This is a genomic window from Nocardioides sp. GY 10113, from assembly GCF_004919105.1.
Lineage (GTDB): Bacteria > Actinomycetota > Actinomycetes > Propionibacteriales > Nocardioidaceae > Nocardioides.
On sequence record NZ_STGK01000012.1, the window covers coordinates 13,255 to 37,815 of the forward strand.

Consider the following 24,561-nt stretch of genomic DNA (forward strand, 5'->3'; position numbering starts at 1 on the left):
GGTAGCGTCCCCGAGTGGACGCGACGCCGCGTCGAACAGGAGTTGGGCATGGGATCGATGACCGCGCGGGCCTGGGACAGGCTGCGGGGCTCCGCCGACGCGGTGCGGCTGCTGACCGAGGCCGGCGTCGTCCGCCCGTACTCGCCGACGGTGCTCGCCGACGTGGTGCTGACCCTGCGTCGCTGGGGCTCCCACCCCGCCGGCGGGTTCCGGACCGCGGCGCTGCGGATGCCCGACAAGCTGGCGATCATCGACGAGCGCGGCTCGCTGACCTACGCCCAGCTGCACCGGCGGACCAACGCCCTGGCCAACGCCCTGGCCGACCGCGGCGTGGGTCCCGGCGACGGCGTCGCCGTGCTGTGCCGCAACCACCGCGGGTTCATCGAGTCCTCGATCGCGGTGAGCAAGCTCGGGGCCGACGTGCTCTACCTCAACACGGCCTTCGCCGGTCCCCAGCTCGCCGACGTGCTGGAGCGGGAGCGGCCGCGGGTGGTGATCCACGACGAGGAGTTCACCGACCTGCTCGCGGGGGCCGAGGTGGAGCAGCGGGTCCTCGCCTGGACCGATGAGGAGCCCGGGGACGGGGGCGCCGACGAGGCCCGACCCGACACGCTCGAGGCCCTGATCCGAGCCGGCAGCGAGGACGACCTCGACGCGCCCGAGCGTGGCGGCCGGACGATCATCCTCACCTCCGGCACCACCGGTACGCCGAAGGGCGCACCGCGCCCGCAGGGCGGTGTCCCCGCCGCCGTGGCGCTGCTCTCCCGGATGCCGCTGCGCTCCGGCTGGCGCTGCTACGTCGCCGCGCCGCTCTTCCACACCTGGGGGTTCGCGCACTACCAGCTGGCGATGCTGCTGGGCACCACACTGGTGCTCACGCGGCGGTTCGACCCGGCGGAGGCGCTGGAGGTCCTCGACCGCCACCACTGCCAGTCGTTCGCGGCGATCCCGGTGATGCTGCAGCGCATCATGGCGTTGCCCGAGGAGGTCCTGGACGCGCATCCGCTGCCCGACCTGTCCGTCGTCGCGTCCTCGGGCTCGGCGCTCCCGGGAGACCTGCCGATCCGGTGGATGGACCGGTTCGGCGAGAACCTCTACTCGGTCTACGGCTCCACCGAGATCGCCTGGGCGTCGATCGCCACCCCGGCGGACCTGCGCAGCGCCCCGGGCACCGCGGGCCGGGTGCCGCACGCGACGGAGGTGCGGATCCTCGACGGACACGGCCGCCCGGTGCCGGTGGGCGAGTCCGGGCGGATCTTCGTCGGCAACGGGCTCCAGATCGAGGGCTACACGGGCGGCGGCGCCAAGGAGGTCGTCGACGGCCTCATGTCGTCGGGCGACGTCGGCCGGTTCGACGACGACGGCCGGCTCTACGTGGAGGGGCGCGACGACGAGATGATCGTCTCCGGTGGGGAGAACGTCTTCCCCAAGGAGGTCGAGGACTGCCTGGCCGGCCATCCTGCGGTGCACGAGGTCGCGGCGGTCGGGGTCGCCGACGACGACTTCGGCCAGCGGCTGAAGGCGTTCGTGGTGCTGGAGGCCGGCGAGGCCGGTGCCGCGACCGAGGACGAGCTGAGGGAGCACGTCCGGGCGCAGCTGGCCCGGTATAAGGTTCCGCGCGACATCGTGTTCGTCGACGCGTTGCCGCGCAACGCGACCGGCAAGGTGCTGAAGAGGGAGCTGGTGGACCTGTCGTGACCCCGCGGACAGAACCCCTGGGCGTGGGGGACCGCGCGCCGGAGTTCACCCTGCGCGACCAGTTCGGGCAGTCGACCGCCCTGGCGCAGTACCGGGGGCGCAAGGCGGTCGCCCTGGTCTTCTACCCGTTCGCGTTCTCCGGGGTCTGCACCGGTGAGATGTCGCTGATCCGGCAGCGCCTGGACGAGTTCCTCACCTTCGACACCGAGGTGCTGGCCATCTCCTGCGACCCGATCTATGCGCTGCGCGTCTTCGCCGACACCGACGGGCTGAACTTCCCGTTGCTCAGCGACTTCTGGCCGCACGGCGAGGTCACCCGGGCGTTCGGGGTCTTCGACGAGACCACCGGCGCTCCCCGGCGCTCGTCCTTCGTGCTCGATCCGGACGGGGTCGTGACCTGGGCGGTGCACAACGCGCCTGAGGACAGCCGGGACGTCGATGAGCACCTTGCACAACTGCGCGCCGCGGCAGGGTCCTAGTCGCCGTAGCCCGTTCGTGCGGGACGACTAGTCCATTTGGGCTAGATGCTCAGGAAGAATGTCACGAATACCGGCGAATCCGTTGACGCGCCAACTGCCACGGGTACGGTTGTACCTGTTGAACCGCTGGTGACCCGAGACACCGGCGGTTCGACGCTTTTTCGGGTCCGCCGGATCGCGGAGCCGCCCGGCTTCTCGCGCCCGGCCTCCCGCGTCCGACCTCTCGCGCCGAACCGTCGGCGTACATCGGTGGTGCTTCGGCGGGGGTGAGGCCCGTCCAGTAGGGTGAGCGCCGCTCCACGGACGCATAGCTCAGCGGTAGAGCTCCTCGCTTACAACGAGGCGGTCACAGGTTCGATCCCTGTTGCGTCCACCGCACCTCCACGACCGTTGGTCGCACCTCCGCCGCCGCTCGGCGCGTGGTCCCTCTCAGGGGAAGCGTGATCCGGCGCGCCTGCCTATGGTGGCGACGATCACATCTACGGAGGTGCCATGTTCGTTCCGTTCAGCGTCAACGACTTCCTCGACCGCGCGGAGACGGTCTACGGGGATCGGATCGGGATCGTCGACGAGCCGCAGCAGCCGGCGGCGAGCCTGGGAGACCTGACCTACCGCCAGATGGCCGACCTCGCCCGTCGGCAGGCGGCCAAGCTCGACCAGCTCGGGATCGCGGTCGGCGAACGGGTCGCCGTGGTCAGCCAGAACAGCGCCCGGCTGCTCACCTCGTTCTACGGCGTCAGCGGGTGGGGCCGGGTGCTCGTCCCGGTGAACTTCCGGCTCCGGCCGGACGAGGTGGCCTACATCGTGGAGCACTCCGGGGCCCGGGTCCTCTACGTCGACCCCGAGCTCGAGGAGGCGCTCAAGGGCGTCGACTGCGAGCACAAGTTCGTGCTCGGCACCGATTCCGACCTGTACGCCGAGCCCGGCGCCGAGCCGGTGCCGTGGGAGCACGACGAGAACGCGACGGCGACCATCAACTACACCTCGGGCACCACCGCGCGCCCCAAGGGCGTCCAGATCACCCACCGCAACATCTGGACCAACGCGCTCACCTTCGGGCTTCACGCCCAGATCGGCGACCGCGACGTCTACCTCCACACGCTGCCCCAGTTCCACGCCAACGGGTGGGGGATGCCGTTCGCGATGACCGGGGTCGGTGCCCAGCACGTGATCCTGCGGAAGGTCGACGGCGCCGAGATCCTGCGCCGCGTGGAACAGCACGGCGTCACCGTGATGTGCGCGGCCCCGGCGGTCGCCGCGGCGGTGCTGGAGGCCGCCCAGGGCTGGGAGGGCCCGATCCCCGGCCGGGACAGCGTCCGGATCATCATGGCCGGCGCCCCGCCGCCGACGAAGACGGTGATCCGGGTCCAGGAGGAGCTGGGCTGGGAGTTCATCCAGATCTACGGGCTGACCGAGACCTCGCCCCTGCTCACCTTCAACCGCACCCGCGCCGAGTGGGACGACCTGCCCGCGGAGGAGCGCGCCGCGCTGCTCACCCGGGCCGGGGCGCCGGCGATCGGGGTCACGCTGCGGATCGACGACAGCCCGGAGGGCAGCGGCGAGGTGCTGGCCCGCTCCAACGTGGTGCTCGAGGGCTACTGGGACAACCCCGCGGAGAGCGCCCGCTGCCTGGCCGACGACTGGTTCCACACCGGCGACGGCGGCGTCATCGGCGAGGACGGCTACCTGACGATCTCGGACCGCAAGAAGGACGTGATCATCACCGGTGGGGAGAACGTGTCGTCGATCGAGGTCGAGGACGCGCTCTTCTCCCACCCGGCGGTCGCCGAGGTCGCCGTGATCGGCGTGCCGAGCGAGAAGTGGGGCGAGACGATCAAGGCGCTGGTGGTGCTCACCGCGGACGCTGAGGCCGGCCCCGAGACCGAGGCCGCACTGATCGCCTGGTGCAAGGACCGGCTGGCCGGCTACAAGGCCCCGACCTCGATCGAGTTCCGCCAGGAGCTGGCGCGCACGGCGACCGGCAAGCTGCAGAAGTTCAAGCTCCGGGAGGAGTACTGGAGCGGGCGGGACCGCCAGGTCAACTAGGAGACGCACTCGGCCCCCCCGCGCCACCGCGCCGACCCCCACGCGGCGCGGTGGCGCGGGGCACGCGACAGGTAGCGTGCGTGGTCGTGACCGATCCCGCAGCCCACCCGCCGATCCGCGTGGTCGCCGTCTCCGTCCGCGACGCCCGGGGCCGCTTCCTGACGGTGCGCAAGCGCGGCACCGACGCGTTCATGCAGCCCGGCGGCAAGCCCGAGCCGGGGGAGAGCGCCATCGAGACCGGGATCCGTGAGCTCGACGAGGAGCTGGGCGCCGTCGTCGCCGACGTCGCGTGGCTGGGGGAGTGGACGGCTCCCGCCGCGAACGAGCCGGGCCGGGTGATCGAGGCGGTGGTGCTCACCGCCCGCCTGGTCTCCCTCCGTGGGCCGCAGGCCGAGATCGAGGAGCTGCTCTGGTGGGACCCCGCCGATCCGGCCGTGCCCGCCGAACGGATCGCGCCCCTGCTGCGCGACGTCGTCGCGCCCGCCCTCGCCGCGACCGACCGCTAGGCGCGGGGAGCGCCCTGGCTCCTGAAAGCCCCCGCTCCGGGCGCAGGGGCGCCCGCTAGCCTGGCCGACATGCCCGCCCTCAAGGATGTCCTGGACCTGATCCACCGCTGGTACCCGCCGGGCACGGCCGAGGAGTGGGATGCCGTCGGCCTGGTCTGCGGCGATCCGGACCAGGAGGTGCGCCGGGTGATGCTCGCCGTCGACCCGACGCTGGAGGTCGCCCGCGAGGCGGCGGAGTGGAAGGCCGACCTGCTGGTGGTCCACCACCCGCTGTTCCTCAAGCCGGTCCACGGGTTCCCGGCGACCACGCCCAAGGGCCGCACGCTGGCCACGCTCGCGGGCTCGGGCTGCGCCCTGCTGACCGCCCACACCAACGCCGACCAGGCCGTCGACGGCGTCTCCGAGGCGCTGGCACGGGCGGTCGGGCTCACCGATCTCGCGCCGATCCTGCCCGCGGCGGCCGAGCCGATGGACAAGCTGACCGTCTTCGTGCCGGCCGACGCCGCCGCGCCGGTCCGGGCGGCGATCGCCGAGGCCGGCGCCGGCCGGAAGGGGGACTACGAGTTCGCCTCGTTCACCAGCGCCCCCGGCGAGGGACGCTTCCGCCCCCTGGACGGCGCGCAGCCGATGATCGGCACCGTCGGCGAGCTGGCCACCGTCGAGGAGGTCCGCGTCGAGGCCGTGCTGGCCCGGTCGCACCGCGCCGCGGTGGTGCGCGCGATGCTCGCCGCGCACCCCTACGAGGAGCCCGCCTACGACGTCAGCGAGCTGGCCGACCCGCAGCTCGCCGCGACCGGCACCGGCCGGATCGGCAGCATCGCGCCGGTCACCCTGCGGGAGTTCGCCGAAGGGGTCGCCAAGACGCTGCCGCACACCGAGCACGGCGTCCGGGTGGCCGGAGACCCCGACCGCGTGGTGTCGCGGGTCGCCGTCTGCGGCGGCGCCGGGGACTTCCTGCTGGACCGCGTCGCCGGCAGTCCCGTGGACGTCTACCTGACCAGCGACCTGCGGCACCACCCGGCCGCGGAGTTCGTCGAGAAGGGCGGCCCGGCGCTCGTCGACGTGGCCCACTGGGCGGCCGAGTGGACCTGGCTCCCGGTGCTCCAGGACCGGCTCCGAGGTGCACTGGGTGAGACGTTGGAGACCCGAGTGAGCACAACTGTCACCGATCCCTGGACAATGAGGCTATGAAGGCTGACCCGTCCGCCCAGCTGAAGCTGCTCGACCTCCAGTCGATCGACTCTCAGATCGACCAGTTGCGTCACCAGAAGGCTCGCCCGCCGCAGGCGGCCGAGGTCGCCACGCTCACCGCGCGTCGTACCGAGACCGCCGGCTGGATCCGCGACCAGCAGATCGTCGTCGACGACCTGGCGGTGGTGCAGAAGCAGGCCGACGCCGACGTCGAGCAGGTCAAGGCGCGCCGCAAGCGCGACCAGGACCGGATCGATGCCGGCCTGATCGGCAACCCCAAGGACCTCGAGCGCATGCAGCACGAGATGGAGAGCCTCGAGCGCCGCATCACGACCCTCGAGGACGAGGAGCTCGAGGTCATGGAGCGGCTGGAGGAGGCCCAGACCGGGCTGAGCGCGCTCACCGCCGACCTGGCCGAGATCGACGCCCGGCTGACCGAGCTCCTCGCCGCCCAGGAGGCCGAGCAGGGAGACCTCGACGAGCGGATCGCCGCGGTCGAGGCCCGCCGCGCCCCGGTGGCCGAGCAGCTGCCCGCGGACCTGCTGGCCCTCTACGAGAAGCTGCGCGCGTCCAAGAACGGTGTCGGCGCCGCGCTGCTGCGCGCCCGCCAGTGCGGCGGCTGCATGCTCACCCTGGACAACCTGGAGATCGCCCACATCCGCAACCGCGCCGCCGACGACGTGGTGCGCTGCGAGGAGTGCTCGCGGATCCTGGTGCGCACCGACGAGAGCGGCCTGTAGCACCGATGGCCGCGGCCCCCGCGGACCGGCCCACCACGCTGGTGCTGGTCCGCCACGGCGTCACCGAGCACACCTCGGCGCGGCGCTTCTCCGGCGGCCTGGGCGGCGACAACCCGCCGCTGTCGGAGGAGGGCCGCGACCAGGCCGCGCAGGCCGCTCGATGGTTGACCGAGCTCGGCGACCGCGTCGACGCGGTGCTCACCTCGCCGGTACGGCGGACCCGGGAGACCGCCGCCCTGATCGGGGCCGAGCTCGGGCTCGCCGTCACCGAGGAGCCCGCGTTCGCCGAGATGGACTTCGGCCGCTGGGACGGCAGGTCGTTCGCCGAGGTGGCGGCGGAAGACCGGGCGGGCATGGACGCCTGGTTCGCCGACCTCGCGGCCGCGCCGCACGGCGGCGAGTCCTTCCACGACGTCCGCGAGCGGGTCCTCGGCGGATTGGAGAGGGTGCTGATCGAGCACGCCGGGCAGACCGTGGTGGTCGCCTCCCACGTGACACCGATCAAGACGCTGGTCGCGCACGCGCTCGGCGCGCCGCTGGAGGCGCTGTTCGCGCTCGAGCTGGCGCCCGCGTCGGTGTCGGTGGTCGCCTACTACCCCGACGAGACCGCGCCGGACGGGCGGCGCCCCTCGCTGCGCTCGTTCAACGGACTCGCACCGGGGCGCCGGACGCTGCTCGACACCGGCCGCTGGTAGCGGCCGGGGTCGAGCGGCGTCGCTCGCCGGTCAGGGGAGGTGACTCCCGAACTCGCCGTACAGCCAGTCGAGGTCGTCGGCCCGGTCGACCCGGTAGACGCCGCCCGTTCCGGCGCAGGTGCTGTTCAGGCCGAACGACGTGACTCCGGCGATCACCAGGCTGTCGCCGATGAAGTTCGGCCCGCCGGAGTCGCCGAAGCAGGTGCCGCCGGTGTGCGCGTTGTTCGACAGCAGCAGCGACCCGTCGCCGGTGAAGCCGGTGTTGATCTGGATCAGCTTCGGCGTCGCGACCATCCGGATCCGCTCGGCGACCTCCTTCCACTCCGCCGCGGTCGGGAAGGCTCGCTGCAGCCCGTAGCCGACCGCGGTGAAGGTCAGGTCCTTCTTGCCGCGCCGCGTGGCCAGGGCGTCCAGCTGATCGAGCTCGGGGAGCACCCCGTACTCGTCCATCACGACCGGCTCGTCGAGCACGACCACGCCGAGGTCGTGCAGGTAGAACGCGTCGGGGTCGTAGTCCGGGTGCGTGTACGGCGTCCCGCCCACGTCGCCGTCGTCGGGGTAGCCGTTCTCCGGGATGCCGGACTGCACGTCCGCGTCGAACCAGATCTCGACGTGGGTGGCGGGCGACTCGGTGCAGTGGCCGGCGGTCAGGAAGAGCGTCGGGGAGATCAGCGTGCCGCTGCACCGCCACAGCGCGCCGTCGTCGTCCTGGGCGACCATCAGGCCGACGAAGGGGTGCCCCTCGCCGTCCAGGTCGCCGTACTTGACCGCCGACGCCGGAGAGGCGAGCGCGGTGATGGTGGCCAGGGCGGTCGCCCCGGCAGCGAGCAGTCGGGTGAGGCGCATGGGTGGTCCCTCCTCGAGCGGGTCCAGCGATGGTGGAGCGATCCTCGCAGCGCCCTGCGGCGCCGACAAGAGGTCCGGTGCCCCGAGGTCCCGCCTACTCGCCGAGCACGCGACGCAGGTAGCCGTTGGCGAAGACCCGCTGCGGGTCGAGCCTGTCCCGCAGCGCCTGGAACTCCGACAGGCGCGGGTAGACGGCGGCCAGGTCCGCGGCGGTCCGGGTGTGCACCTTGCCCCAGTGCGGGCGGCCGCCGTGGTCGACCATGATCCGCTCCATCAGCGCGAAGTAGGCCAGGTGGTCGGCGTCGCGGTGGGTGTGGAAGGCCAGGTAGAACGAGTCGCGCTCCGACGCGGTGGACAGCGGGATGTCGTCGGCCGGGGCCACCCGGATCTCGACCGGGAACGAGACCCGCAGGTCCGAGGCCTCGACGACCCGCCGGCACTCGGCCAGCGCGGCCAGGCCCGCCTCGCGGGGGACGGCGTACTCCATCTCGCGGAAGACCACGTTCCGCGGGCTGGTGAAGACCCGGTGCGCGACGTCGGTGTAGGTGCGCGGCCCCAGCATCCGGGCGGCGAGCCGGTTGGCGGCCGGGATCGCGCCCGGGAGCCGGTTGAGCACCGCGGTCTGGGCGCCGAAGACGGTGTTGGAGAGGAACTCGTCGTCCAGCCAGCCGCGCCACCGGGCCACCGGGTCGGCGGCCGCGAGATCGGTCCCGGCGCGGTAGTTGCGCTTGGTCAGCATTCGGTCGGTGTGCGGGAACCAGTACATGTCGACGTGGTCGGCGCTCGCCGCCATCGCGTCGAAGGTGCTCATCGCCTCGTCCCACGACATCGGCTGCTCGACCGCTCGCAGCAGGAACTGCCGCTCCACCGCGAAGGTGATGGTGGTCAGCACGCCGAGCGCGCCGAGCCCCACCCGCGCGAACTCGAGCACCTCCGGGTTCTCGGTCGCGGTGGCGCGGACCAGTTCGCCGGTGCCGGTGACCAGCTCCACGCCGACCACCTGGGCGGCGAGCCCCGCGGCGCGGCCCCCGGTGCCGTGGGTGCCCGTCGAGATCGCTCCGGCCAGCGTCTGCTCGGCGATGTCGCCCATGTTGTGCAGGCTCAGCCCGAGACGCTCCAGCGCGGCGTTCAGCGTCTTCAGCTGGGTGCCCGCGAGCGCGGTCACGGTCATCGCGTCGCGGTTCACGGCGACGATCCCCGCCATCGCGCCGGGCAGCAGGTGGACGTCCTCGGGCCGGGCGATGGCGGTGAAGCTGTGCCCGGTGCCGGCTGCCTTGACCGTGCGCCCGGCCTCGGCCGCCGAGCGGACCACCGCGGCGACCTCCGCGGCGCTCGCCGGGGTCACCACCTCCAGCCCGGAGGCCTCCTCCAGGCCGGACCAGTTACGCCACGTACCCGGCTTGCGGTCCGTCAACGCGTTCGTCATGGGACCGCACGGTAGCGCCCACCCGGAGCAGAAGGGCGCCCACCAGGCCGGCGACACCCCCGGCGACGCAGATCAGGTACGCCGGGGAGGCGCCGGCGCCGTCGATGACGAGCCCGGCGACCGCCGCGCCGGGCGCCACCCCGGCGGCCAGCCCGGTCTGCAGGAACGCCATGCCCTCCGTGAGCCGCGACGTCGGGAGCACCTGCTCGGCGAGCGACATGGTGGCGATCAGCGTCGGCGAGATGGCCAGGCCGCTGATCAGCAGCAGCACCGCCATCGACGCCATCGACGGGGCCAGGGCCAGGGGAGCCATCGCGACCGCCATCGCCAACGCGCCGACGCGGAGCCGGGTCAGCGTCGAGCTGCGCCAGGTGATCGCGCCGGAGGCGAGGCCGGAGAGCAGGCTGCCCAGCGCCCAGAGCGCCAGCAGGACGCCGGCCAGCCCCTGCTGTCCCTGCTCGTCGGCGAACGCCACGGTGGTCACCTCGGCCGCGCCGAAGACCACGCCCATCGCGATCGACACCGCCGTCAGCGGAACGATCGCTCCCCACGGGATCGGCGCCCGGCGGACGCCGCGGGCGCGGCGGGGGTGCGCCGGCGGCTCGGTGCCGCGCTGGGCGGCGAACGCGTAGGTGCCGAGCGTGCCGACCGCGAGCGCCGTCGCCAGGCCGGCCACCGGGTGCACCGCGGTGGCGAGCAGGGTCACCGTGATCGGGCCGACCAGGAAGGTGGACTCGTCGGCGACGGCCTCGAACGAGAACGCCGTGTGCAGCCGGGAGGGCTGGTCGGCGAGGGTGTGGGACCACCGGGCGCGCACGCACGTGCCGACCGACGGCAGCGAGGCGCCCGCCACCGCGGCGAGCGCGAAGGTCGCCGCATGCGGCCAGTCGGCCCGGAGCGACCACATGGTGGCGGCCAGCGCCACGCCCCAGAGCGTGATCACCAGCGACAGCACCCGGCCCTGGCCGAACCGGTCGATCAGGCGCCCCTGCGGGATCGCGAACGCGGCGTTCGCGATCAGCGCGACGGCGGAGACGGCTCCGGCGTACCCGTAGGAGCCGGTCTGGTGCTCGGCGAGCAGGACGAGGCCCAGTCCGACCATGGAGATCGGGAGGCGTGCGACCAGCCCGGTGAGGCTGAAGGCGGCGCTGCCCCGGGTGAAGATCGCGCGGTAGGTGTCGAGCATGGCCTGCGCATCCTCCACCCACCCCGCCCCGGCGGCCAAGCCCGGGGAGCCACCGCGGGTCCGCGGGTGGGGCGCGGTACCTAGGATGGCGGCGTGGCGACCTCGGAAACCTCGACGACGACCGTGACCGACCCCTACGACGCCCTGCTGCTGGTCTCCTTCGGCGGACCGGAGAAGCCCGAGGACGTGGTGCCGTTCCTGGAGAACGTGACCCGCGGCCGCGGGATCCCGCGGGAACGTCTGGAGCAGGTCGGCGAGCACTACTTCCTGTTCGGCGGGAAGTCGCCGATCAACGACCAGAACCGGGCGCTGAAGGCGGCGATCGAGGCCGACCTCGCCGCCGCGGGGATCGACCTCCCGGTCTACTGGGGGAACCGGAACTGGGGGCCGTACCTCAACGACGTCGTCGAGCAGATGGCCCGCGACGGAGTACGACGAGCGGCCTGCCTGGCCACGTCGGCGTACTCGTCCTGGTCGAGCTGCCGCCAGTACCTGACCAACCTCGAGGACGCCGTCGCGGCGGTGCCCGAGGGCCTCCAGGCGCCCGTGCTGGACAAGCTGCGCCCCTACTACGACCACCCCGGCTTCGTGCAGCCCGCCGTCGACGCGACCATCGCCGCGCTCGGCGAGCTCCCGGGCGGGCCCTCCGGCGAGATCGGCCGGGCGGCGCGGCTGGTCTTCGTGACCCACTCGATCCCGACCGCCATGAACGACGAGAGCGGTCCGGTGGACGCCGGCGGCGGCGCCTACCTCGCCCAGCACCTCGAGGTCGCCGGCGTCGTCGCCGAGGCCGTCGCCGCCAGCACCGGCGTCACCCGCCCGCACGAGCTGGTCTTCTGCTCCCGGTCCGGGTCCCCGCGCACGCCGTGGCTGGAGCCGGACGTCAACGACCGGCTCGAGGAGCTGGCCGCCGAGGGCTGCCCCGGGGTGGTGATGATCCCGATCGGCTTCGTCTCCGACCACATGGAGGTCGTCTACGACCTCGACACCGAGGCGCTGGCGACCGCGGAGCGGCTGGACCTGCCGGCTCGGCGGGCCGCCACCGCCGGCACGGACCCCCGCTTCGTCGCGGCGATCCGGGACCTGCTGGTGGAGCGGGCCGCGGCCGAGCGCGGCGAGGAGCCCGAGCGTGCCGCGCTGGGCTCGCGTGGTCCCGTCTGCGACCGCTGCCCCGCGGGCTGCTGCCTGCCCCGGAACGGCTGACCGGCCGGTGAGCGCCCCGTTGCCCGAGCCGCGGGTCCTGGCCGACCTGGCGGCCGCCGTCGCGGCGGAGGCCGCCGACCTCGTCCGCGGCCACGCCGGCGTCGGGGTGGCCGCGACCAAGTCCAGCGAGGTGGACGTGGTCACCGTCGCCGACCGGGCCGCCGAGGAGCTGATCCGCGCGCGCCTCCTGGCGGCCAGGCCCGACGACGCGATCCTCGGCGAGGAGGGCGACGACCAGCCGGGCACCAGCGGCGTGCGCTGGATCGTCGATCCGATCGACGGCACCGTCAACTTCCTGTACGGCCGTCCCGAGCACGCCGTCTCCATCGCCGCGGAGGTCGACGGCGAGGTGGTGGCGGGCGTCGTGCACGGCGTCGGGGCGGACGTCGTCTACCGTGCCCACCTCGACCCGACCGCGCCCGGTGGCGGCGTCACGACCCGCGACGGCGCGGCGCTGGCGGTCCGCGGCCCGGCCCCGCTGTCGCAGCGGCTGCTGGCCACGGGCTTCAACTACAGCGCGGAGCTGCGTGCGCTGCAGGCGACGGCGATGACCCGGTTGCTGCCACGGATCCGGGACATCCGCCGCGGCGGCTCGTGCGCCCTCGACCTGTGCCAGGTCGCGGAGGGGTCCCTGGACGGCTACGTCGAGGAGGGCGTGAATCTGTGGGACCACGCGGCCGGCGGGCTGATCGCTCGCCTCGCGGGCGCGCGGGTGGAGGTGCGGACCGGCGTCGGCGGCCGGGAGCTGATCCTGGCCGGTCCGGGGCACGGTTTCGACGAGCTGCTGGAGGCCGTGCGATCTGCCGGATTCCTGGGGGAATAGCGGGCCCCCGACCGCTGTTCCCTGACTCGCACCCAGACCGGAGTCGCGATCCGACGCCACATGGTGCACAATCTGCCGCGCCGCTCAGGCCCGCAGACCACCGCGAGATACCCCCGCGCTGTACCCCCACAGGGGAGAGGAGAACGTCATGGCGACCGACTACGACGCACCGCGTAAGAACGAGGACGAGCAGTCCGAGGAGAGCATCGAGGAGCTCAAGGCTCGCCGCCACGACAAGAACTCCGGCAAGGTCGACGAGGACGAGACCGAGGCGGCCGAGGCGTTCGAGCTGCCCGGTGCCGACCTCTCGCACGAGGAGCTCGCCGTCGAGGTGAAGCCCAAGCAGGAGGACGAGTTCACCTGCATGAGCTGCTTCCTGGTGCACCACCACAGCCAGCTCGCCGACCCCGCCAAGATGATCTGCCGCGACTGCGTGTGAGCGCGACCTCCGCGTGATCTGAGGATCAGCAGTAGGCGGAGCCGCTGGCTCCGCCGACGACGACGCCGGGCCCCCACGTGGGAACCCGGCGTTCTTCGTTTCCGGACGAGGTGGCGGACGTCTGCGCGGTCAGGCGTTGGCCGGCTCGTCCTTGCGCAGCGGGGGCGGCAGCTCACCGGTGGACTTGAGGTAGTACGTCGCCGCGCGCCGCGTCGCGGCCATCTTCGCGAGCGCGATCAGCGTGCCGCTGGCGGCCGCCCAGGCGACCGCCTCCCAGACGTCCACGTCGGGGTCGGCGGGGTTCGCCGGGGGCTCCTTGCCGGTCGCCGCCTTCCAGCCGCCGCGCAGAGCCTTGCGTGCGACGGCCGCCGCGCCCAGGCCCGCGACGAGCGAGAACGCGGACCAGACCTTGGAACTGTCATCTGCCATGGTCCGACCCTAGCGTCCCGGTCCGCCCTGTGAGCCTCGGAGGCCCGGCGCGGATCCGGGCTCAGCCCGCGTGGCGGGAGCGCGCAGCGTTGAGGGCTCCGGCCAGCGCGTCGGGGTGCCGCGAGCTGACCAACCAGTACGGCGTGGGGTCGGCCGGGTCGTCGATCTCGATCCGGACCGCTCGCCGCAGGTACGGGCGCAGCAGCAGGAAGGCGCGGGCGTCGGCCTCGGGACCGGCGACCCGCCAGGTGTCCTGCGCGTCCAGCGCCGAGACGGCGCCGAGGTGCATGGTGCGGATCCGGGCACGGCCGGCGCGGAGCCAGCCGTCGCGCACCTCGATCCGCGCGTCGCCGTACCAGTAGAGGCAGGCGGCCAGCAGGGCGAGCGCCAGGCCCGTGAGGATCCACGGCAGCGGCTTCTCCGGGATCGCCACGATCATGGCGATCCACACGCTCGCCACCAGCATCGTTCCCTGGGCCCACCACCGCAGTGGGACGCCCAGGCGCTCGTGGTAGTCCGCCCGCGCACCGCTGTCGTTCACGACATGAATGATCCCATCCGGGTCCCGCGCGCCGAGCGCTGGGTCTTGCGTAGGGTCTGCCGGGTGAGTGAAGCCGACAGCGCCGTACGCGCCGCCGACCCGACCGCGGCGCCGACCACCCCGGTGACCGGACAGCTGACCGTGCAGGTCGCCCGCCTCGACCCCGACGTCCCGCTGCCGGCGTACGCGCACCCCGGCGACGCCGGAGCGGACCTGGTCACCACCGTGGACCTGACGCTGGCTCCGGGGGAGCGGGCGATGGCTCCCACGGGCATCGCGATCGCGCTCCCCGACGGCTACGTGGCGCTGATCCACCCCCGGTCCGGGCTGGCCGCCAAGCACGGCCTGTCCATCGTGAACACGCCCGGCACCATCGACGCCGGCTACCGGGGCGAGATCAAGGTGATGCTGATCAACCACGACCCGCGCGAGCCGATCGAGCTGCGCCGTGGGGACCGGATCGCCCAGCTCGTGATCCAGCGGTTCGAACGCGCCGCGTTCACCCCTGTCGAGGACCTTCCGGACAGCGTGCGTGGCGATGGGGGCTACGGTTCTACCGGTGGGTTCGGATCGCCCTGAGCGTCCGACGGGGACTGCGACGGCCCGGGAGCGGGTCGACGAGGAGGCAACAGTGAGGCTGCGGCGCAAGGCGGGCCGTGCGGAGCCGTCGGTCGAGGAGACCGACGCGACCGGGGCGGCCGAGGTCGCCGAGGTCGGCGACGGCGCGACGACCGACGGGGCCGGCGCGAGCGAGCCCACCGGCCCCTACGACATCGAGGACGTGGACCTGGAGCACCGCTCCCGGCCGCTGATCGACCTCGGCGCCCTCCTGGTGGCGCCGGTGCAGGGCCGGAACCTGCGGGTCCAGGTCGACGAGGCCACCGGGGCCGTGAAGGCCGTGCTGCTCACCGACGAGTCCGGCGCCGTCGAGCTGCGCGCGTTCGCCGCGCCGCGCAACGGCGACCTGTGGGCCGAGGTGCGCCCGCAGATCGCCGCGGAGACCCACCGTCGCGGCGGCACCGCCACCGAGTCCGAGGGCCCGTTCGGCACCGAGCTGCACTGCGAGGTGCGGGTCGCCCTGCCCGACGGCAACCCGGGCGTCCAGCACTCCCGCGTCGTCGGCGTGAACGGACCGCGCTGGATGCTGCGCGCGACCTTCCTGGGCGAGCCGGCCCGCCAGTCCGAGGCCGCCGCGGCCTGGAACCAGACGATCGCCGGGATCGTGGTGCGCCGCGGCGCGCACGCGATGCCGGTCGGCGAGCAGCTCCCGCTGACCCTTCCGGAGGGACTGCAGCGCATCGACAAGCCCGCGGACTGAGCGGCCGCGGATGCCCGAGAAGAGTCGCCTGCGCCGCACCATCAGCAGGTGGGCCAACAGCCACGAGGCCGAGGCACGCGAGCTGCGCCGCCAGTTCTCCGGCACGGGCGTGGTCTGCATCGCGGATGCGCCGAACCGCGAGACCGTCCACCTGCGCGGCACGCTGCGCACCGTGACGCTGCGCCCCCGCGGCGGCGTGCCCGCCCTGGAGTCGGAGCTGTACGACGGCACCGGCACCGTCACCGTGATCTGGCTCGGGCGGCGCCGGATCGCTGGCATCATGGCCGGCCGGGGCATCGAGGTCACCGGCCGGATCGGCGAGCAGGACGGCGTCCGCGTGCTCTACAACCCGAGGTACGAACTGCTGTGAGCACCACTCATCCCGTCGGCATCGACACCGTCGAGGCGCTTGTCCGCCACCAGCTCGCCCGCGCGCTGGGAGGGCGTCGGGGCATGGCCGAGGCCGGCATCCCCGGCATCGTCTTCACCCTGACCTGGCTGGTCACCAAGGACCTGCAGGCCGCGCTGGTCGGCAGCCTGGTGGTGGCCGGGGTGGCGCTGGTGCTGCGACTGCTCCAGCGCTCGACCCTGCAGTTCGTGCTCAACGCGCTCTTCGGCATCGCGATCGGCTGGGTGTTCGTGCGCATCGCGGCCAGCTCCGGCGGCTCGGAGACCGACCAGGCGCTGGCCTTCTTCCTGCCCGGCATCCTGATCAGCCTCGGCTACACGATCGTGATGGGCTTCTCCTGCCTGGTCCGCTGGCCGGTGCTCGGCTTCATGCTCGGCAGCGTCACCGGGGACCCGACCGCGTGGCACGACGATCCGCTGGTGGTGCGGCTGTGCAGCCGGCTCACCTGGGTGATGCTCGCCCCCGGCGCGATCGGCGTACTGCTCCAGGGGCCGATCTGGCTCCTCGGCCACGCCGACGTGATCGAGCCCGACCTCGCCGTCCTGCTGATCACGATCCTGCGCACCGGCCTCGGCTGGGTGCTCCGGATCGGCTCGTGGTCGCTGATGATCTGGCTGCTGGCGCGGAACGCGACGCCGCTGCCGCCGACCGGCGCCGAGAAGGCCGCCGAGGAGGCCGTCGACCTCGAGAGAGCCGAGGCGGAGGCCGCCGCGCCCGAGGCCCGCGAGGACTGACCCCGCTGGTTGAGGTGCGAGGCGCGCTAGCGCCGAGCCTCGAAACCAAGGCGCGCGCGGACTGTCGCCGCTGGTTGAGGTGCGAGGCGCGCTAGCGCCGAGCCTCGAAACCAAGGCGCCCGCCGGGTGGTGGTTTCGAGGCTCGCTTCGCTCGCACCTCAACCACCGGTGAGGCTCGCTCGCACCTCAACCCCCGGTGAGGCTCAGCCCGGGTGGGCGGAGGGCGCCAGCAGGCGCTCCAGCTCGTCCTCGGCCTCTGCCGGCACGACCAGCAGCAGCTCGTCGCCCGCCTCCACCGGCTGCTCCTTCTCCGGCACGTAGACCTGTCCGTCGCGCAGGATGGTGACCAGCGCGCAGTTCTCCGGCAGGGGGATCAGCCCGCACGGCTTCCCGACGTACGGCGAGTCCGGCGGCAGCGTCATCTCGACCAGGTTCGCGTTGCCCTGCCGGAAGGTGAACAGCCGGACCAGGTCGCCGACCGTGACCGCCTCCTCGACCAGCGCGGACATGATCCGCGGGGTGGAGACGTTCACGTCGACGCCCCAGGCCTCGGTGAAGAGCCACTCGTTGTTGGGGTGGTTGACCCGGCCCACGGTGCGCGGCACCCCGAACTCGGTCTTGGCCAACAGCGAGGTGACCAGGTTGGCCTTGTCGTCGCCGGTGGCGGCGATGACCACGTCGCAGCGGTCGAGTCGAGCCTCCTCCAACGAGGAGAGCTCGCAGCTGTCGGCGAGCAGCCACTCCGCGTCGGGGACGCGTTCGGGGCGGATGGAGCTGGCCGACTTGTCGATCAGCAGCACCTCGTGCCCGTTCTGGATGAGCTCCCGCGCGATGGAACGTCCGACCGCGCCGGCGCCGGCGATGGCGACCCTCATGTCTCTCCTCCGGCCTCAGCGGCCGTCATCGTGCTCGGGCCCGCGGGCCAGTACGTCGTAGGCGAAGCTGGCGTGCTCCTCGCGGATCGCCAGGTGCAGCTCGTCGCCCTCCTGAATCACCGAGTCGAAGGTGGGCAGCATGCCCTCGCCGAGCCGGTCGATCCAGGCGATCCGGGCGCGGGCCTGCTCCTGCAGGGCGCCCACGCGGGCGCCCACCCAGACCTCGGGGACCATGATGTGGTCGAGCCGGATGGTGCCGGAGGGGTCCCGGAAGTCCGGCTCGGCGCCCGCGGGCACGATCCGGCGGAGGAACTGGTCGGAGGTCCAGCGGACGGTCGCCACGGTGGTGATCCCCAGCCGCTGGTAGACCTCCGCCCGGCCGGGGTCGTAGATCCGCGCGACGACCTGCTGGATCCCGAACGTCTCCCGCGCGACACGCGCGGCGATGATGTTGGAGTTGTCGCCGCTGGAGACGGCCGCGAACGCGTCCGCCCGCCGGATGCCGGCCTTCTCCATGACCTGCTGGTCGAAGCCGATGCCGGCCACCTTGTCGCCGTTGAAGCCCGGACCGAGGCGTCGGAACGCGTCCGGGTCGGTGTCGATCACGGCGACGGTGTGGTTGCGGTCCTCGAGGCTTCGGGCCAGGGTGGAGCCCACTCGGCCGCAGCCCATGATCACGACGTGCACGGCATCACCGTAGCGTGCCGTACGCTTCTCGCCCGTGGGTGTCGGTGACGTCTCTAAGCGGATCCTGCTGGGCCGCAAGCTGCGCAGTGCCCAGCTGGGGGAGACGCTGCTTCCGAAGCGGATCGCGCTGCCGGTCTTCGCCAGCGACGCGCTCTCGTCCGTGGCCTATGCGCCGGACGAGGTCTTCATCATGCTCTCGCTCGCGGGCGCCTCGGCGTACGTGTGGTCGTGGAAGATCGGGATCGCCGTCGCGGTGGTGATGGCGGCGGTGATCGCCTCCTACCGCCAGACGGTGCACGCCTACCCGTCGGGCGGCGGCGACTACGAGGTGGCGACCGTCAACCTCGGGCAGACCGCGGGCACGGTGGTCGGCAGCGCGCTGCTGGTCGACTACGTGCTCACGGTCGCGGTGTCGATCTCGTCGGGCTCGCAGTACGCCGCGGCGGCGATACCAGCGATCCAGGGCCACGAGGTGCTGGTCGCGGTCGTCATGGTGCTGCTGCTGATGGCGATGAACCTGCGCGGCATCCGGGAGTCGGGCGCGTTCTTCGCGTTCCCGACGTACGCGTTCATGTTCGCCATCCTCGGCATGTGCATCTACGGCTTCTTCGAGCTGGCGATCGGCGACCTGCCGATGGCCGAGAGCGCGGGCCTCGACATCACCGCCGACCCGGACTTCCAGCAGCCGCTGACCACGATCGGTCTGCTGATCCTGCTGATGCGGGCGTTCTCCTCGGGCTGCGCCGCGTTGACCGGCGTGGAGGCGATCTCCAACGGCGTACCGGCCTTCCGGCGGCCCAAGAGCAAGAACGCCGCCACCACGCTGCTGCTGCTCGGGATGATCGCGATCACGATGATGATGAGCGTCATCGTGCTGGCCAAGCAGATGGGCCTGCGCTACGTCGATCCGCACCAGCTGGACCGGCTGACCATGAACGGCCAGCCGCTGCCCGACGACTACGACCAGCACGCGGTGATCGCGCAGATCGCCCGCGGTGTCTTCCACGACTTCTCGCCCGGCTTCTACCTGGTGATCACCGTGACCGGCGTGATCCTGGTGCTCGCCGCGAACACCGCGTTCAACGGGTTCCCCGTGCTCGGCTCGATCCTGGCCAAGGACGGCTTCGCGCCGCGCGCGCTGGGCTCGCGCGGTGACCGGCTGGCGTACAGCAACGGCATCGTCTTCCTCGCGGTGCTGGCCTGCCTGCTGATCATCGTCTTCGAGGCCGAGACCACGCGCCTGATCCAGCTCTACATCGTCGGTGTCTTCGTCTCCTTCAACCTCAGCCAGCTCGGCATGATCCGGCACTGGACCCGGGCCCTGGAGCGCGAGCCGGACGCGGCCGAGCGCCGCCGGATGATGCGCGCGCGCCTGATCAACGCGATCGGCCTCAGCTTCACCTCGGTGGTGCTGGTGATCGTGGTGATCACCAAGTTCCTGGCCGGCGCCTGGATCACGATCCTGGCGATGGCGTTCTTCTTCATGGTGATGCGCGCCATCAAGGGCCACTACGACAAGGTGGCCGACGAGCTGGCCGCCGGCGACGAGGACAAGGTGATGCCGACCCGCGTGCACGCCATCGTCCTGGTCAGCAAGCTGCACAAGCCGACGCTGCGGGCGCTGGCCTTCGCGAAGGCGACCCGGCCCAACGCGCTGGAGGGCGTCTACGTCTCCGTCGACCAGGCCGAGACCGCCCAACTGCTGGAGGAGTGGGACCGCCGCAACACCGGGATCCCGCTCAAGGTGCTGCACTCGCCGTACCGCGAGGTGGTCCGGCCGATCGTGGACTACGCCTCCGCGATCCGGCGCGCCAACCCACGCGGCGTGGTCGCGGTCTACATCCCCGAGTACGTCGTCGGGCGCTGGTGGGAGCAGCTGCTGCACAACCAGACGGCGCTGCGGCTCAAGGGCCGGCTGCTGTTCACGCCGGGCGTGATGGTGATCTCCGTGCCCTACCAGCTGCGGTCCTCCCAGATCGCGCGCGAGCGCGGGGAGCGCGACGAGCTGCGGGTGCACCCCGGCGACCTGCGGCGCGGGCGGGTCCGCCTGCGCGACCGCGACCGCGACCGGCAGATCCAGCGATGACCCGCAAGGCGCCCCGCCGGGGCCGCCCCGCCGGGCACGGAGCCAACCGGGAGCGCACGGCGCGCGGTGCGTCCGTGGTGGGCCGGCGCTTCGAGGTCGAGGCCGGGCCGGTGGCGCACGGCGGCCACTGCGTGGCCCGGGTGCCCGTCGAGGACGGCCTGCGGGTGGTCTTCGTCCGGCACGCGCTGCCCGGCGAGCGGGTGGTGGTCGAGCTGACCGAGGGCACCGAGGGCGACCGGTTCTGGCGCGGCGACGCCGTCGAGGTGCTCTCGCCCTCTCCTGATCGGGTGCCGGCACCCTGTCCGGTCGCGGGCCCCGGTGCCTGCGGCGGCTGCGACTTCCAGCACGTCTCGCTCCCGGCCCAGCGCGGTCTGAAGGCCGCGGTCGTGCAGGAGCAGCTGCGGCGGCTGGCCGGGCTGGACATCGAGGTCTCGGTGGAGGCGGTTCCCGGGGACGAGGACGGTCTGCGCTGGCGGACGCGGCAGCGGTACGTGTCCTTGCCGGACGGTCGGCGGGGGATGCGCAAGCACCGCTCGCACGACGTGGTGCCGGTCGAGGACTGCCTGCTCGAGGCGCCGACCGGGCCGTCGTACACGGTGCGGGGGCATGCGTTCGAGGTGGCCCAGGACGGCTTCTGGCAGGTCCACCCCGGCGCACCCGAGGCCCTCGTGGGGGCGGTGCTGGACTACCTCGACGTGCAGCCGGGGGAGTCCGCGCTGGACCTGTACGCCGGCGTCGGCCTGTTCAGCCGGTTCCTGCTGGACGCGGTGTCGGCGGGCGGTGCGACCGGCCGGGTGGTCGCGATCGAGGGCGAGCCCCGCGCCAGCGAGCTCTCCACGATCAACTGCCCCGGCATCGAGGCCTCGGCCGGCGACGTGGGCTCCGTCCTGGAGTCCCGGTACGCCGAGCACTTCGACGTCGTCGTACTCGACCCGCCCCGGGTGGGCGCGAAGCGCGCTGTCGTCGAGGCCGTCGTGGCCCGGACGCCGCGGGCCGTGGCGTACGTGGCCTGCGACCCGGCGGCGCTGGCGCGGGACGTCGCGATCTTCGCCGAGCACGGGTATCGGATGGTGTCGCTGCGTGCGTTCGACCTCTTTCCGATGACGCATCACGTCGAATGCGTCGCGTTGCTCGAGAAAAGTTGATCTGACCTGCGGCGGAGCGTTGAGCCCTCGTAGGGCTCAACGGCCGAAAGTGGGCCAAGGGCGCGCTTTGGGCGCGGTTTGAGCGTCGCGCCAGCGTGGGGCGGCGCGGGCCCGCGGTAGCCGAGCAGCCGCGATGCCAGCGCCTTGCGGACGTGCGTGTGGCCGCGGAGGGTGGATTGACGCGGAGGGTGGATTGACGAGGTCGATTCCGGCGGTTGCTGCACACTCCCTGACATATCGGTGACGCGCTGCGACCGCGCGGCGCGATCAGCAGTAGGTAATCGATATGCGGTGAAGCCCGCAGTTCATACTGCTGCAGCCCAGGCTCGGCGTCAGGTGACCGCGCCGGGGCTCGGCGCTGTCACCTGTTCGTGCAGCAGTCCCCGTTGTTGTCGCGCGATCGTGCAGCAGACCCGGTTGCTTCATCCCCGACAGAGCAGGCGCTACTGGTCGATGGGCGACGGCGTCAACACTGGAGCCGGCGCTTGACGATCTTTCCGTTGAACCTAACTTGAACGCGAGTGCCCGATCGCTGTTTGCGCAGGACCAACCGCTTGGCCTTGCCAGCCTTCAACTTGTGGACTCGGTGCTTTGTTTTCCCGCGAATGGGATCGACTACCACCTTGTAGCGCGTCATCTTGGTGGCCTTGCGACCGTCCAGAACCACGCGCACCTTGTGGGCCCGGCACTTGCTGATTCGGGCCTTCGGCCGGCTCCGAGGCGCGTCTGCCGCCAGTTGCTGGAGCGCGTGCGTCAGGGTGGAGCGCAGGTCCGCCGGGATGTCCTGACCGTCCGATCCGGCGGACTTCAGGGCAGACCTCGCCGCATCCGGGTCGTTCCGCATCACGGGAAGCGTGACGGTGCGCGTCGACAAGAGCTCTGCTTCCCCGGCCGCGGAGACAGCAGCCGACACCTTGAGCGCTGACCCCGAGACGTCAGTCACGGGAACCTGCACATCCGTGGAGGCCCTGGCAGACACGGTGATGGTCCGCGTCGGCTGGGCAATCCCGCCGAGCGAAACGTCGAGGGCGTAGCTCGACGCGACGTTTCCAGGGTTCGTCACCCGGACGGTCAAGGATTGGCGAGGGAGACCGGCGAAGAGGGCTGTAGGTGCGACGACGTCGACGCCGCCATCACCGTCCTCGCCCGCCATCCCGTTCGCAAGCAGATCTGCGTAGTCCGGCTCGGTGCCGATCACGGGGTCAGCCAGGCTGCCGGACGACAGTCCGCCGATCCCGCCCCCGGTGAATTCCAGTTCGGGCCAGTCGGCGAACACGCTGTAGGACTCCGCGGGATAGGGCGTTCCCCCGGAGTCGATGCAGGACTGGATGTTCGCCAACGCCGGCGCGGGGTTGCCTGTCGACGAGCTCGACTCGTACTGGAGCCCGACGCCCCTCAGCTGGAACTGGTAGTTCATGACGCTCTTGTAGGCCGGCTTGCAGTTGAGGTCGCTGCCCGCTTGCCGGCGCGGCCCACCATGATTCAGCCCGAGGTTGTGGCCGAGTTCGTGCATGATCGTTTGGACCAGTTCGGCGTCGGAGGCCACCGCCCCTCCCGATACGAACAGCACGGAGCCCGGCGTGTAGCCGAATCCGGTTGTGCGTGAGGTGCCCCAGGGATGATCGCCGATCACGACGAGGTGGAAGCTCTGCTTGCGGGCGTCCGATAGGCCGGTCTCGTGCGCGGCGTCTAGTGCCTCACCCTGGTGCTCATTCGAAGAGCTCTCAGCGAACGACTCGCGGTACTGCACGGACATCCCGCCAAGCGGCAGCGGAAACTCGCGGCCGTCGCTGTTCAGAGGTGATCTCGGTCCGGCGTCGATGTGGAGGTTGATCCCCTCGTCTGCGAACGCGTCTCGGAGTGCCGCCAATCGGGTCCTACTGGGCGCGAAGTCCTTGGACCTCTCGGTGCATTTGATCCAGAAGTTCGCCCATCTGCACTCGCGGTACCAGTGGGTCGACATCCAGTTCACCTGAAGGAACACGTCCTTCTTGGCAGGGTCGGCCCCCCATGCGTCGAGGGGCACGTGGATCCCGCCGTAGTCGTAGCCGGAGGTCTCCCACTCGTCCTTCAGGCCATCTCCGTCGAGGTCGTCCGTGCCCGCGTCCGGAGTGAAGGCGATCCGGCTGGTGGTTGACCGTTGCCCACCGCTCGGTACCGAGAGATCCCAGCTGAGGCCGAGTCCGTTGTCGAGATGGGAGTCGCACAGGCAGGAGTCGTCGAAAGGCTCCTGCTGGCCGATCACGCTCCACACGGACGAGTAGCCCGCTTCGTAGGTATGGGCTCCGCCGGAGACGTCGGTGAATTGGAGGATGCGCTGCTTGGTCTCGTCGACGCAAGCGGTCCAAGCTGCCCCCTTCGCGCCGTATCCAAGGTCTGAGTCCGCGAGGTAGCAGTCGCCCGCTCTGTACAGCCGCACGGACGTGGCCGAGCCGCTCGTGTTCTGCACGACGAGGCGGGTGTCGTATGCCTCCGACCCCGTGACGTACGTGTCGGTCTGGGTCAGACGCACGCCCGTCGCTCCGAGCTCGACGACCGTGGTGATGGAGTACGGCGAGCTGGAGGTTCCGCTGCCCGACACGGCTGATTGCGAGATCTCGGTGAAGGGAGTCCTGGGTGTCGCAGACGATCCAGCGGGGATGCTGTCCGGCCCGAACAGTTCGCCGTCGACGACAGCGAGGGTTCCGCACGCCGTGTCGCCGTAGAACGCGGAATGACTGAAGTTGACGTGCTGCACGGAACAGTTGAGGTCGGAGGAGATCGCAACCTCGCTCAACGGACCGCTGGATTGGATCGCACGCGTTGCAGCGACCGCAGGCGATGCCGAAAACAGCAGCGGGAGGACGGTGACGATCAGCACCAGGATCATCGCGCTAGCGAGCGAGACGCTCCGGTGTCGGTTGACCTTGTGCATGACTCCTCCGTGCCGCGCGGGCGCGAGCCGAGGCGACCTTGCTCGGCTTTGCCCCTGGCGATTGACTCGCCGAAGGTAGCGGCGGTGGAAGTGGTTGCTGCATCCCTAAATGTTTGGATACCGGGCGGGCCTGCCGCACCTCCGC

At 71.9% G+C, this 24,561-nt stretch carries 24 protein-coding genes and 1 tRNA gene; 17 read left to right on the top strand and 8 right to left on the bottom strand.

The window, feature by feature from the left end; genetic code table 11:
* Nucleotides 1-48: 48 nt before the first annotated feature.
* The 8 genes from E8D34_RS14710 (at nucleotide 49) to E8D34_RS14745 (ending at nucleotide 7,355) form a co-directional block, all read left to right on the top strand.
* A complete protein-coding gene (locus tag E8D34_RS14710) occupies nucleotides 49-1,698 on the top strand; it encodes an AMP-binding protein (protein WP_136595411.1) in 1,650 nt (549 codons plus the stop codon).
* A gap of 23 nt (nucleotides 1,699-1,721) precedes the next feature.
* Nucleotides 1,722-2,177, top strand: a complete 456-nt coding sequence (locus tag E8D34_RS14715; RefSeq protein ID WP_346763612.1) for a peroxiredoxin — start codon at nucleotides 1,722-1,724, stop codon at nucleotides 2,175-2,177.
* 301 nt (nucleotides 2,178-2,478) lie between these two features.
* Nucleotides 2,479-2,550: transfer RNA gene (locus E8D34_RS14720), tRNA-Val, on the top strand.
* Between the two features lie 119 nt (nucleotides 2,551-2,669).
* The gene (locus E8D34_RS14725) at nucleotides 2,670-4,223 is read left to right on the top strand and encodes an AMP-binding protein (RefSeq protein ID WP_136595412.1); all 1,554 of its coding nucleotides are present in this window, start codon (nucleotides 2,670-2,672) and stop codon (nucleotides 4,221-4,223) included.
* An 86-nt stretch (nucleotides 4,224-4,309) separates the two neighbouring features.
* On the top strand, nucleotides 4,310-4,729 hold the full coding sequence (locus tag E8D34_RS14730; protein ID WP_240771366.1) for an NUDIX domain-containing protein: 420 nt from the start codon (nucleotides 4,310-4,312) through the stop codon (nucleotides 4,727-4,729).
* A gap of 69 nt (nucleotides 4,730-4,798) precedes the next feature.
* The gene (locus E8D34_RS14735; protein ID WP_136595413.1) at nucleotides 4,799-5,920 is read left to right on the top strand and encodes a Nif3-like dinuclear metal center hexameric protein; all 1,122 of its coding nucleotides are present in this window, start codon (nucleotides 4,799-4,801) and stop codon (nucleotides 5,918-5,920) included.
* Nucleotides 5,917-6,660 (top strand): C4-type zinc ribbon domain-containing protein, encoded by a 744-nt coding sequence (locus E8D34_RS14740; protein ID WP_136595414.1) that lies wholly within the window; start codon nucleotides 5,917-5,919, stop codon nucleotides 6,658-6,660. Before E8D34_RS14735 ends, E8D34_RS14740 begins: the two co-directional genes overlap by 4 nt.
* 5 nt (nucleotides 6,661-6,665) lie before the next feature.
* Complete coding sequence (locus tag E8D34_RS14745) at nucleotides 6,666-7,355, top strand: histidine phosphatase family protein (protein ID WP_136595415.1); 690 nt, start codon at nucleotides 6,666-6,668, stop codon at nucleotides 7,353-7,355.
* A gap of 30 nt (nucleotides 7,356-7,385) precedes the next feature.
* Here E8D34_RS14745 and E8D34_RS14750 read toward each other — a convergent pair whose 3' ends face one another.
* From E8D34_RS14750 to E8D34_RS14760, 3 genes are all read right to left on the bottom strand, one after another.
* A complete protein-coding gene (locus tag E8D34_RS14750) occupies nucleotides 7,386-8,201 on the bottom strand; it encodes a trypsin-like serine protease (RefSeq protein ID WP_206056746.1) in 816 nt (271 codons plus the stop codon).
* Between the two features lie 94 nt (nucleotides 8,202-8,295).
* Nucleotides 8,296-9,627, bottom strand: a complete 1,332-nt coding sequence (locus E8D34_RS14755) for a D-arabinono-1,4-lactone oxidase (protein ID WP_136595416.1) — start codon at nucleotides 9,625-9,627, stop codon at nucleotides 8,296-8,298.
* On the bottom strand, nucleotides 9,584-10,813 hold the full coding sequence (locus E8D34_RS14760; protein ID WP_136595417.1) for an MFS transporter: 1,230 nt from the start codon (nucleotides 10,811-10,813) through the stop codon (nucleotides 9,584-9,586). The genes E8D34_RS14755 and E8D34_RS14760 overlap by 44 nt, the downstream gene beginning before the upstream one ends.
* A gap of 93 nt (nucleotides 10,814-10,906) precedes the next feature.
* Here E8D34_RS14760 and E8D34_RS14765 point away from each other — a divergent pair, with 93 nt between their 5' ends.
* The 3 genes from E8D34_RS14765 to E8D34_RS14775 all read left to right on the top strand — a co-directional run bounded on the left by E8D34_RS14765 (nucleotide 10,907) and on the right by E8D34_RS14775 (nucleotide 13,278).
* The gene (locus tag E8D34_RS14765; RefSeq protein WP_240771367.1) at nucleotides 10,907-12,016 is read left to right on the top strand and encodes a ferrochelatase; all 1,110 of its coding nucleotides are present in this window, start codon (nucleotides 10,907-10,909) and stop codon (nucleotides 12,014-12,016) included.
* Nucleotides 12,017-12,023: 7 nt separating this feature from the next.
* Complete coding sequence (locus E8D34_RS14770) at nucleotides 12,024-12,839, top strand: inositol monophosphatase family protein (protein ID WP_136595418.1); 816 nt, start codon at nucleotides 12,024-12,026, stop codon at nucleotides 12,837-12,839.
* Between the two features lie 148 nt (nucleotides 12,840-12,987).
* Entirely contained in the window at nucleotides 12,988-13,278 is a 291-nt protein-coding gene (locus E8D34_RS14775; protein WP_136595419.1) for a DUF4193 domain-containing protein, read from the top strand.
* Between the two features lie 129 nt (nucleotides 13,279-13,407).
* Here the strand turns inward: E8D34_RS14775 and E8D34_RS14780 are convergent, their stop codons facing one another.
* On the bottom strand, nucleotides 13,408-13,707 hold the full coding sequence (locus E8D34_RS14780; protein ID WP_136595420.1) for a DUF4235 domain-containing protein: 300 nt from the start codon (nucleotides 13,705-13,707) through the stop codon (nucleotides 13,408-13,410).
* Nucleotides 13,708-13,768: 61 nt separating this feature from the next.
* Entirely contained in the window at nucleotides 13,769-14,248 is a 480-nt protein-coding gene (locus tag E8D34_RS14785) for a DUF3093 domain-containing protein (protein WP_136595421.1), read from the bottom strand.
* Nucleotides 14,249-14,371: 123 nt separating this feature from the next.
* Here E8D34_RS14785 and dut point away from each other — a divergent pair, with 123 nt between their 5' ends.
* Genes dut through E8D34_RS14805 form a run of 4 tightly spaced genes read left to right on the top strand, consistent with a single transcriptional unit; the run spans nucleotide 14,372 to nucleotide 16,709 of the window.
* Entirely contained in the window at nucleotides 14,372-14,827 is a 456-nt protein-coding gene (gene dut, locus E8D34_RS14790; RefSeq protein WP_240771383.1) for a dUTP diphosphatase, read from the top strand.
* A gap of 52 nt (nucleotides 14,828-14,879) precedes the next feature.
* Nucleotides 14,880-15,566, top strand: a complete 687-nt coding sequence (locus E8D34_RS14795) for a DUF3710 domain-containing protein (RefSeq protein ID WP_168929453.1) — start codon at nucleotides 14,880-14,882, stop codon at nucleotides 15,564-15,566.
* A gap of 10 nt (nucleotides 15,567-15,576) precedes the next feature.
* Complete coding sequence (locus tag E8D34_RS14800) at nucleotides 15,577-15,936, top strand: OB-fold nucleic acid binding domain-containing protein (RefSeq protein ID WP_136595424.1); 360 nt, start codon at nucleotides 15,577-15,579, stop codon at nucleotides 15,934-15,936.
* On the top strand, nucleotides 15,933-16,709 hold the full coding sequence (locus tag E8D34_RS14805; protein ID WP_240771368.1) for a DUF3159 domain-containing protein: 777 nt from the start codon (nucleotides 15,933-15,935) through the stop codon (nucleotides 16,707-16,709). Before E8D34_RS14800 ends, E8D34_RS14805 begins: the two co-directional genes overlap by 4 nt.
* 203 nt (nucleotides 16,710-16,912) lie before the next feature.
* Here E8D34_RS14805 and E8D34_RS14810 read toward each other — a convergent pair whose 3' ends face one another.
* A complete protein-coding gene (locus E8D34_RS14810; protein ID WP_136595425.1) occupies nucleotides 16,913-17,584 on the bottom strand; it encodes a TrkA family potassium uptake protein in 672 nt (223 codons plus the stop codon).
* Between the two features lie 15 nt (nucleotides 17,585-17,599).
* Entirely contained in the window at nucleotides 17,600-18,256 is a 657-nt protein-coding gene (locus E8D34_RS14815; RefSeq protein WP_240771384.1) for a TrkA family potassium uptake protein, read from the bottom strand.
* Nucleotides 18,257-18,305: 49 nt separating this feature from the next.
* Here E8D34_RS14815 and E8D34_RS14820 point away from each other — a divergent pair, with 49 nt between their 5' ends.
* Nucleotides 18,306-20,357: an APC family permease gene (locus tag E8D34_RS14820; RefSeq protein ID WP_136595427.1), complete on the top strand. Its 2,052-nt coding sequence runs from the start codon at nucleotides 18,306-18,308 to the stop codon at nucleotides 20,355-20,357.
* The gene (locus tag E8D34_RS14825; protein WP_136595428.1) at nucleotides 20,354-21,502 is read left to right on the top strand and encodes a TRAM domain-containing protein; all 1,149 of its coding nucleotides are present in this window, start codon (nucleotides 20,354-20,356) and stop codon (nucleotides 21,500-21,502) included. Before E8D34_RS14820 ends, E8D34_RS14825 begins: the two co-directional genes overlap by 4 nt.
* A gap of 466 nt (nucleotides 21,503-21,968) precedes the next feature.
* Here E8D34_RS14825 and E8D34_RS14830 read toward each other — a convergent pair whose 3' ends face one another.
* Nucleotides 21,969-24,371, bottom strand: coding sequence for a M66 family metalloprotease (locus E8D34_RS14830; RefSeq protein WP_168929454.1), 2,403 nt, complete (start codon nucleotides 24,369-24,371; stop codon nucleotides 21,969-21,971).
* Between the last annotated feature and the right edge of the window lie 190 nt (nucleotides 24,372-24,561).

What these genes read in the sequence shown, in the direction of transcription:
- E8D34_RS14710 (WP_136595411.1), top strand. Translation starts at nt 49, where the DNA reads ATGGGATCGATGACCGCGCGGGCCTGGGACAGGCTGCGGGGCTCCGCC.
- E8D34_RS14725 (WP_136595412.1), top strand. Translation starts at nt 2,670, where the DNA reads ATGTTCGTTCCGTTCAGCGTCAACGACTTCCTCGACCGCGCGGAGACG.
- E8D34_RS14735 (WP_136595413.1), top strand. Translation starts at nt 4,799, where the DNA reads ATGCCCGCCCTCAAGGATGTCCTGGACCTGATCCACCGCTGGTACCCG.
- E8D34_RS14740 (WP_136595414.1), top strand. Translation starts at nt 5,917, where the DNA reads ATGAAGGCTGACCCGTCCGCCCAGCTGAAGCTGCTCGACCTCCAGTCG.
- E8D34_RS14745 (WP_136595415.1), top strand. Translation starts at nt 6,666, where the DNA reads ATGGCCGCGGCCCCCGCGGACCGGCCCACCACGCTGGTGCTGGTCCGC.
- E8D34_RS14750 (WP_206056746.1), bottom strand. Translation starts at nt 8,201, where the DNA reads ATGCGCCTCACCCGACTGCTCGCTGCCGGGGCGACCGCCCTGGCCACC.
- E8D34_RS14755 (WP_136595416.1), bottom strand. Translation starts at nt 9,627, where the DNA reads ATGACGAACGCGTTGACGGACCGCAAGCCGGGTACGTGGCGTAACTGG.
- E8D34_RS14760 (WP_136595417.1), bottom strand. Translation starts at nt 10,813, where the DNA reads ATGCTCGACACCTACCGCGCGATCTTCACCCGGGGCAGCGCCGCCTTC.
- E8D34_RS14775 (WP_136595419.1), top strand. Translation starts at nt 12,988, where the DNA reads ATGGCGACCGACTACGACGCACCGCGTAAGAACGAGGACGAGCAGTCC.
- E8D34_RS14780 (WP_136595420.1), bottom strand. Translation starts at nt 13,707, where the DNA reads ATGGCAGATGACAGTTCCAAGGTCTGGTCCGCGTTCTCGCTCGTCGCG.
- E8D34_RS14800 (WP_136595424.1), top strand. Translation starts at nt 15,577, where the DNA reads ATGCCCGAGAAGAGTCGCCTGCGCCGCACCATCAGCAGGTGGGCCAAC.
- E8D34_RS14810 (WP_136595425.1), bottom strand. Translation starts at nt 17,584, where the DNA reads ATGAGGGTCGCCATCGCCGGCGCCGGCGCGGTCGGACGTTCCATCGCG.
- E8D34_RS14815 (WP_240771384.1), bottom strand. Translation starts at nt 18,256, where the DNA reads ATGGGCTGCGGCCGAGTGGGCTCCACCCTGGCCCGAAGCCTCGAGGAC.
- E8D34_RS14825 (WP_136595428.1), top strand. Translation starts at nt 20,354, where the DNA reads ATGACCCGCAAGGCGCCCCGCCGGGGCCGCCCCGCCGGGCACGGAGCC.
- E8D34_RS14830 (WP_168929454.1), bottom strand. Translation starts at nt 24,371, where the DNA reads ATGATCCTGGTGCTGATCGTCACCGTCCTCCCGCTGCTGTTTTCGGCA.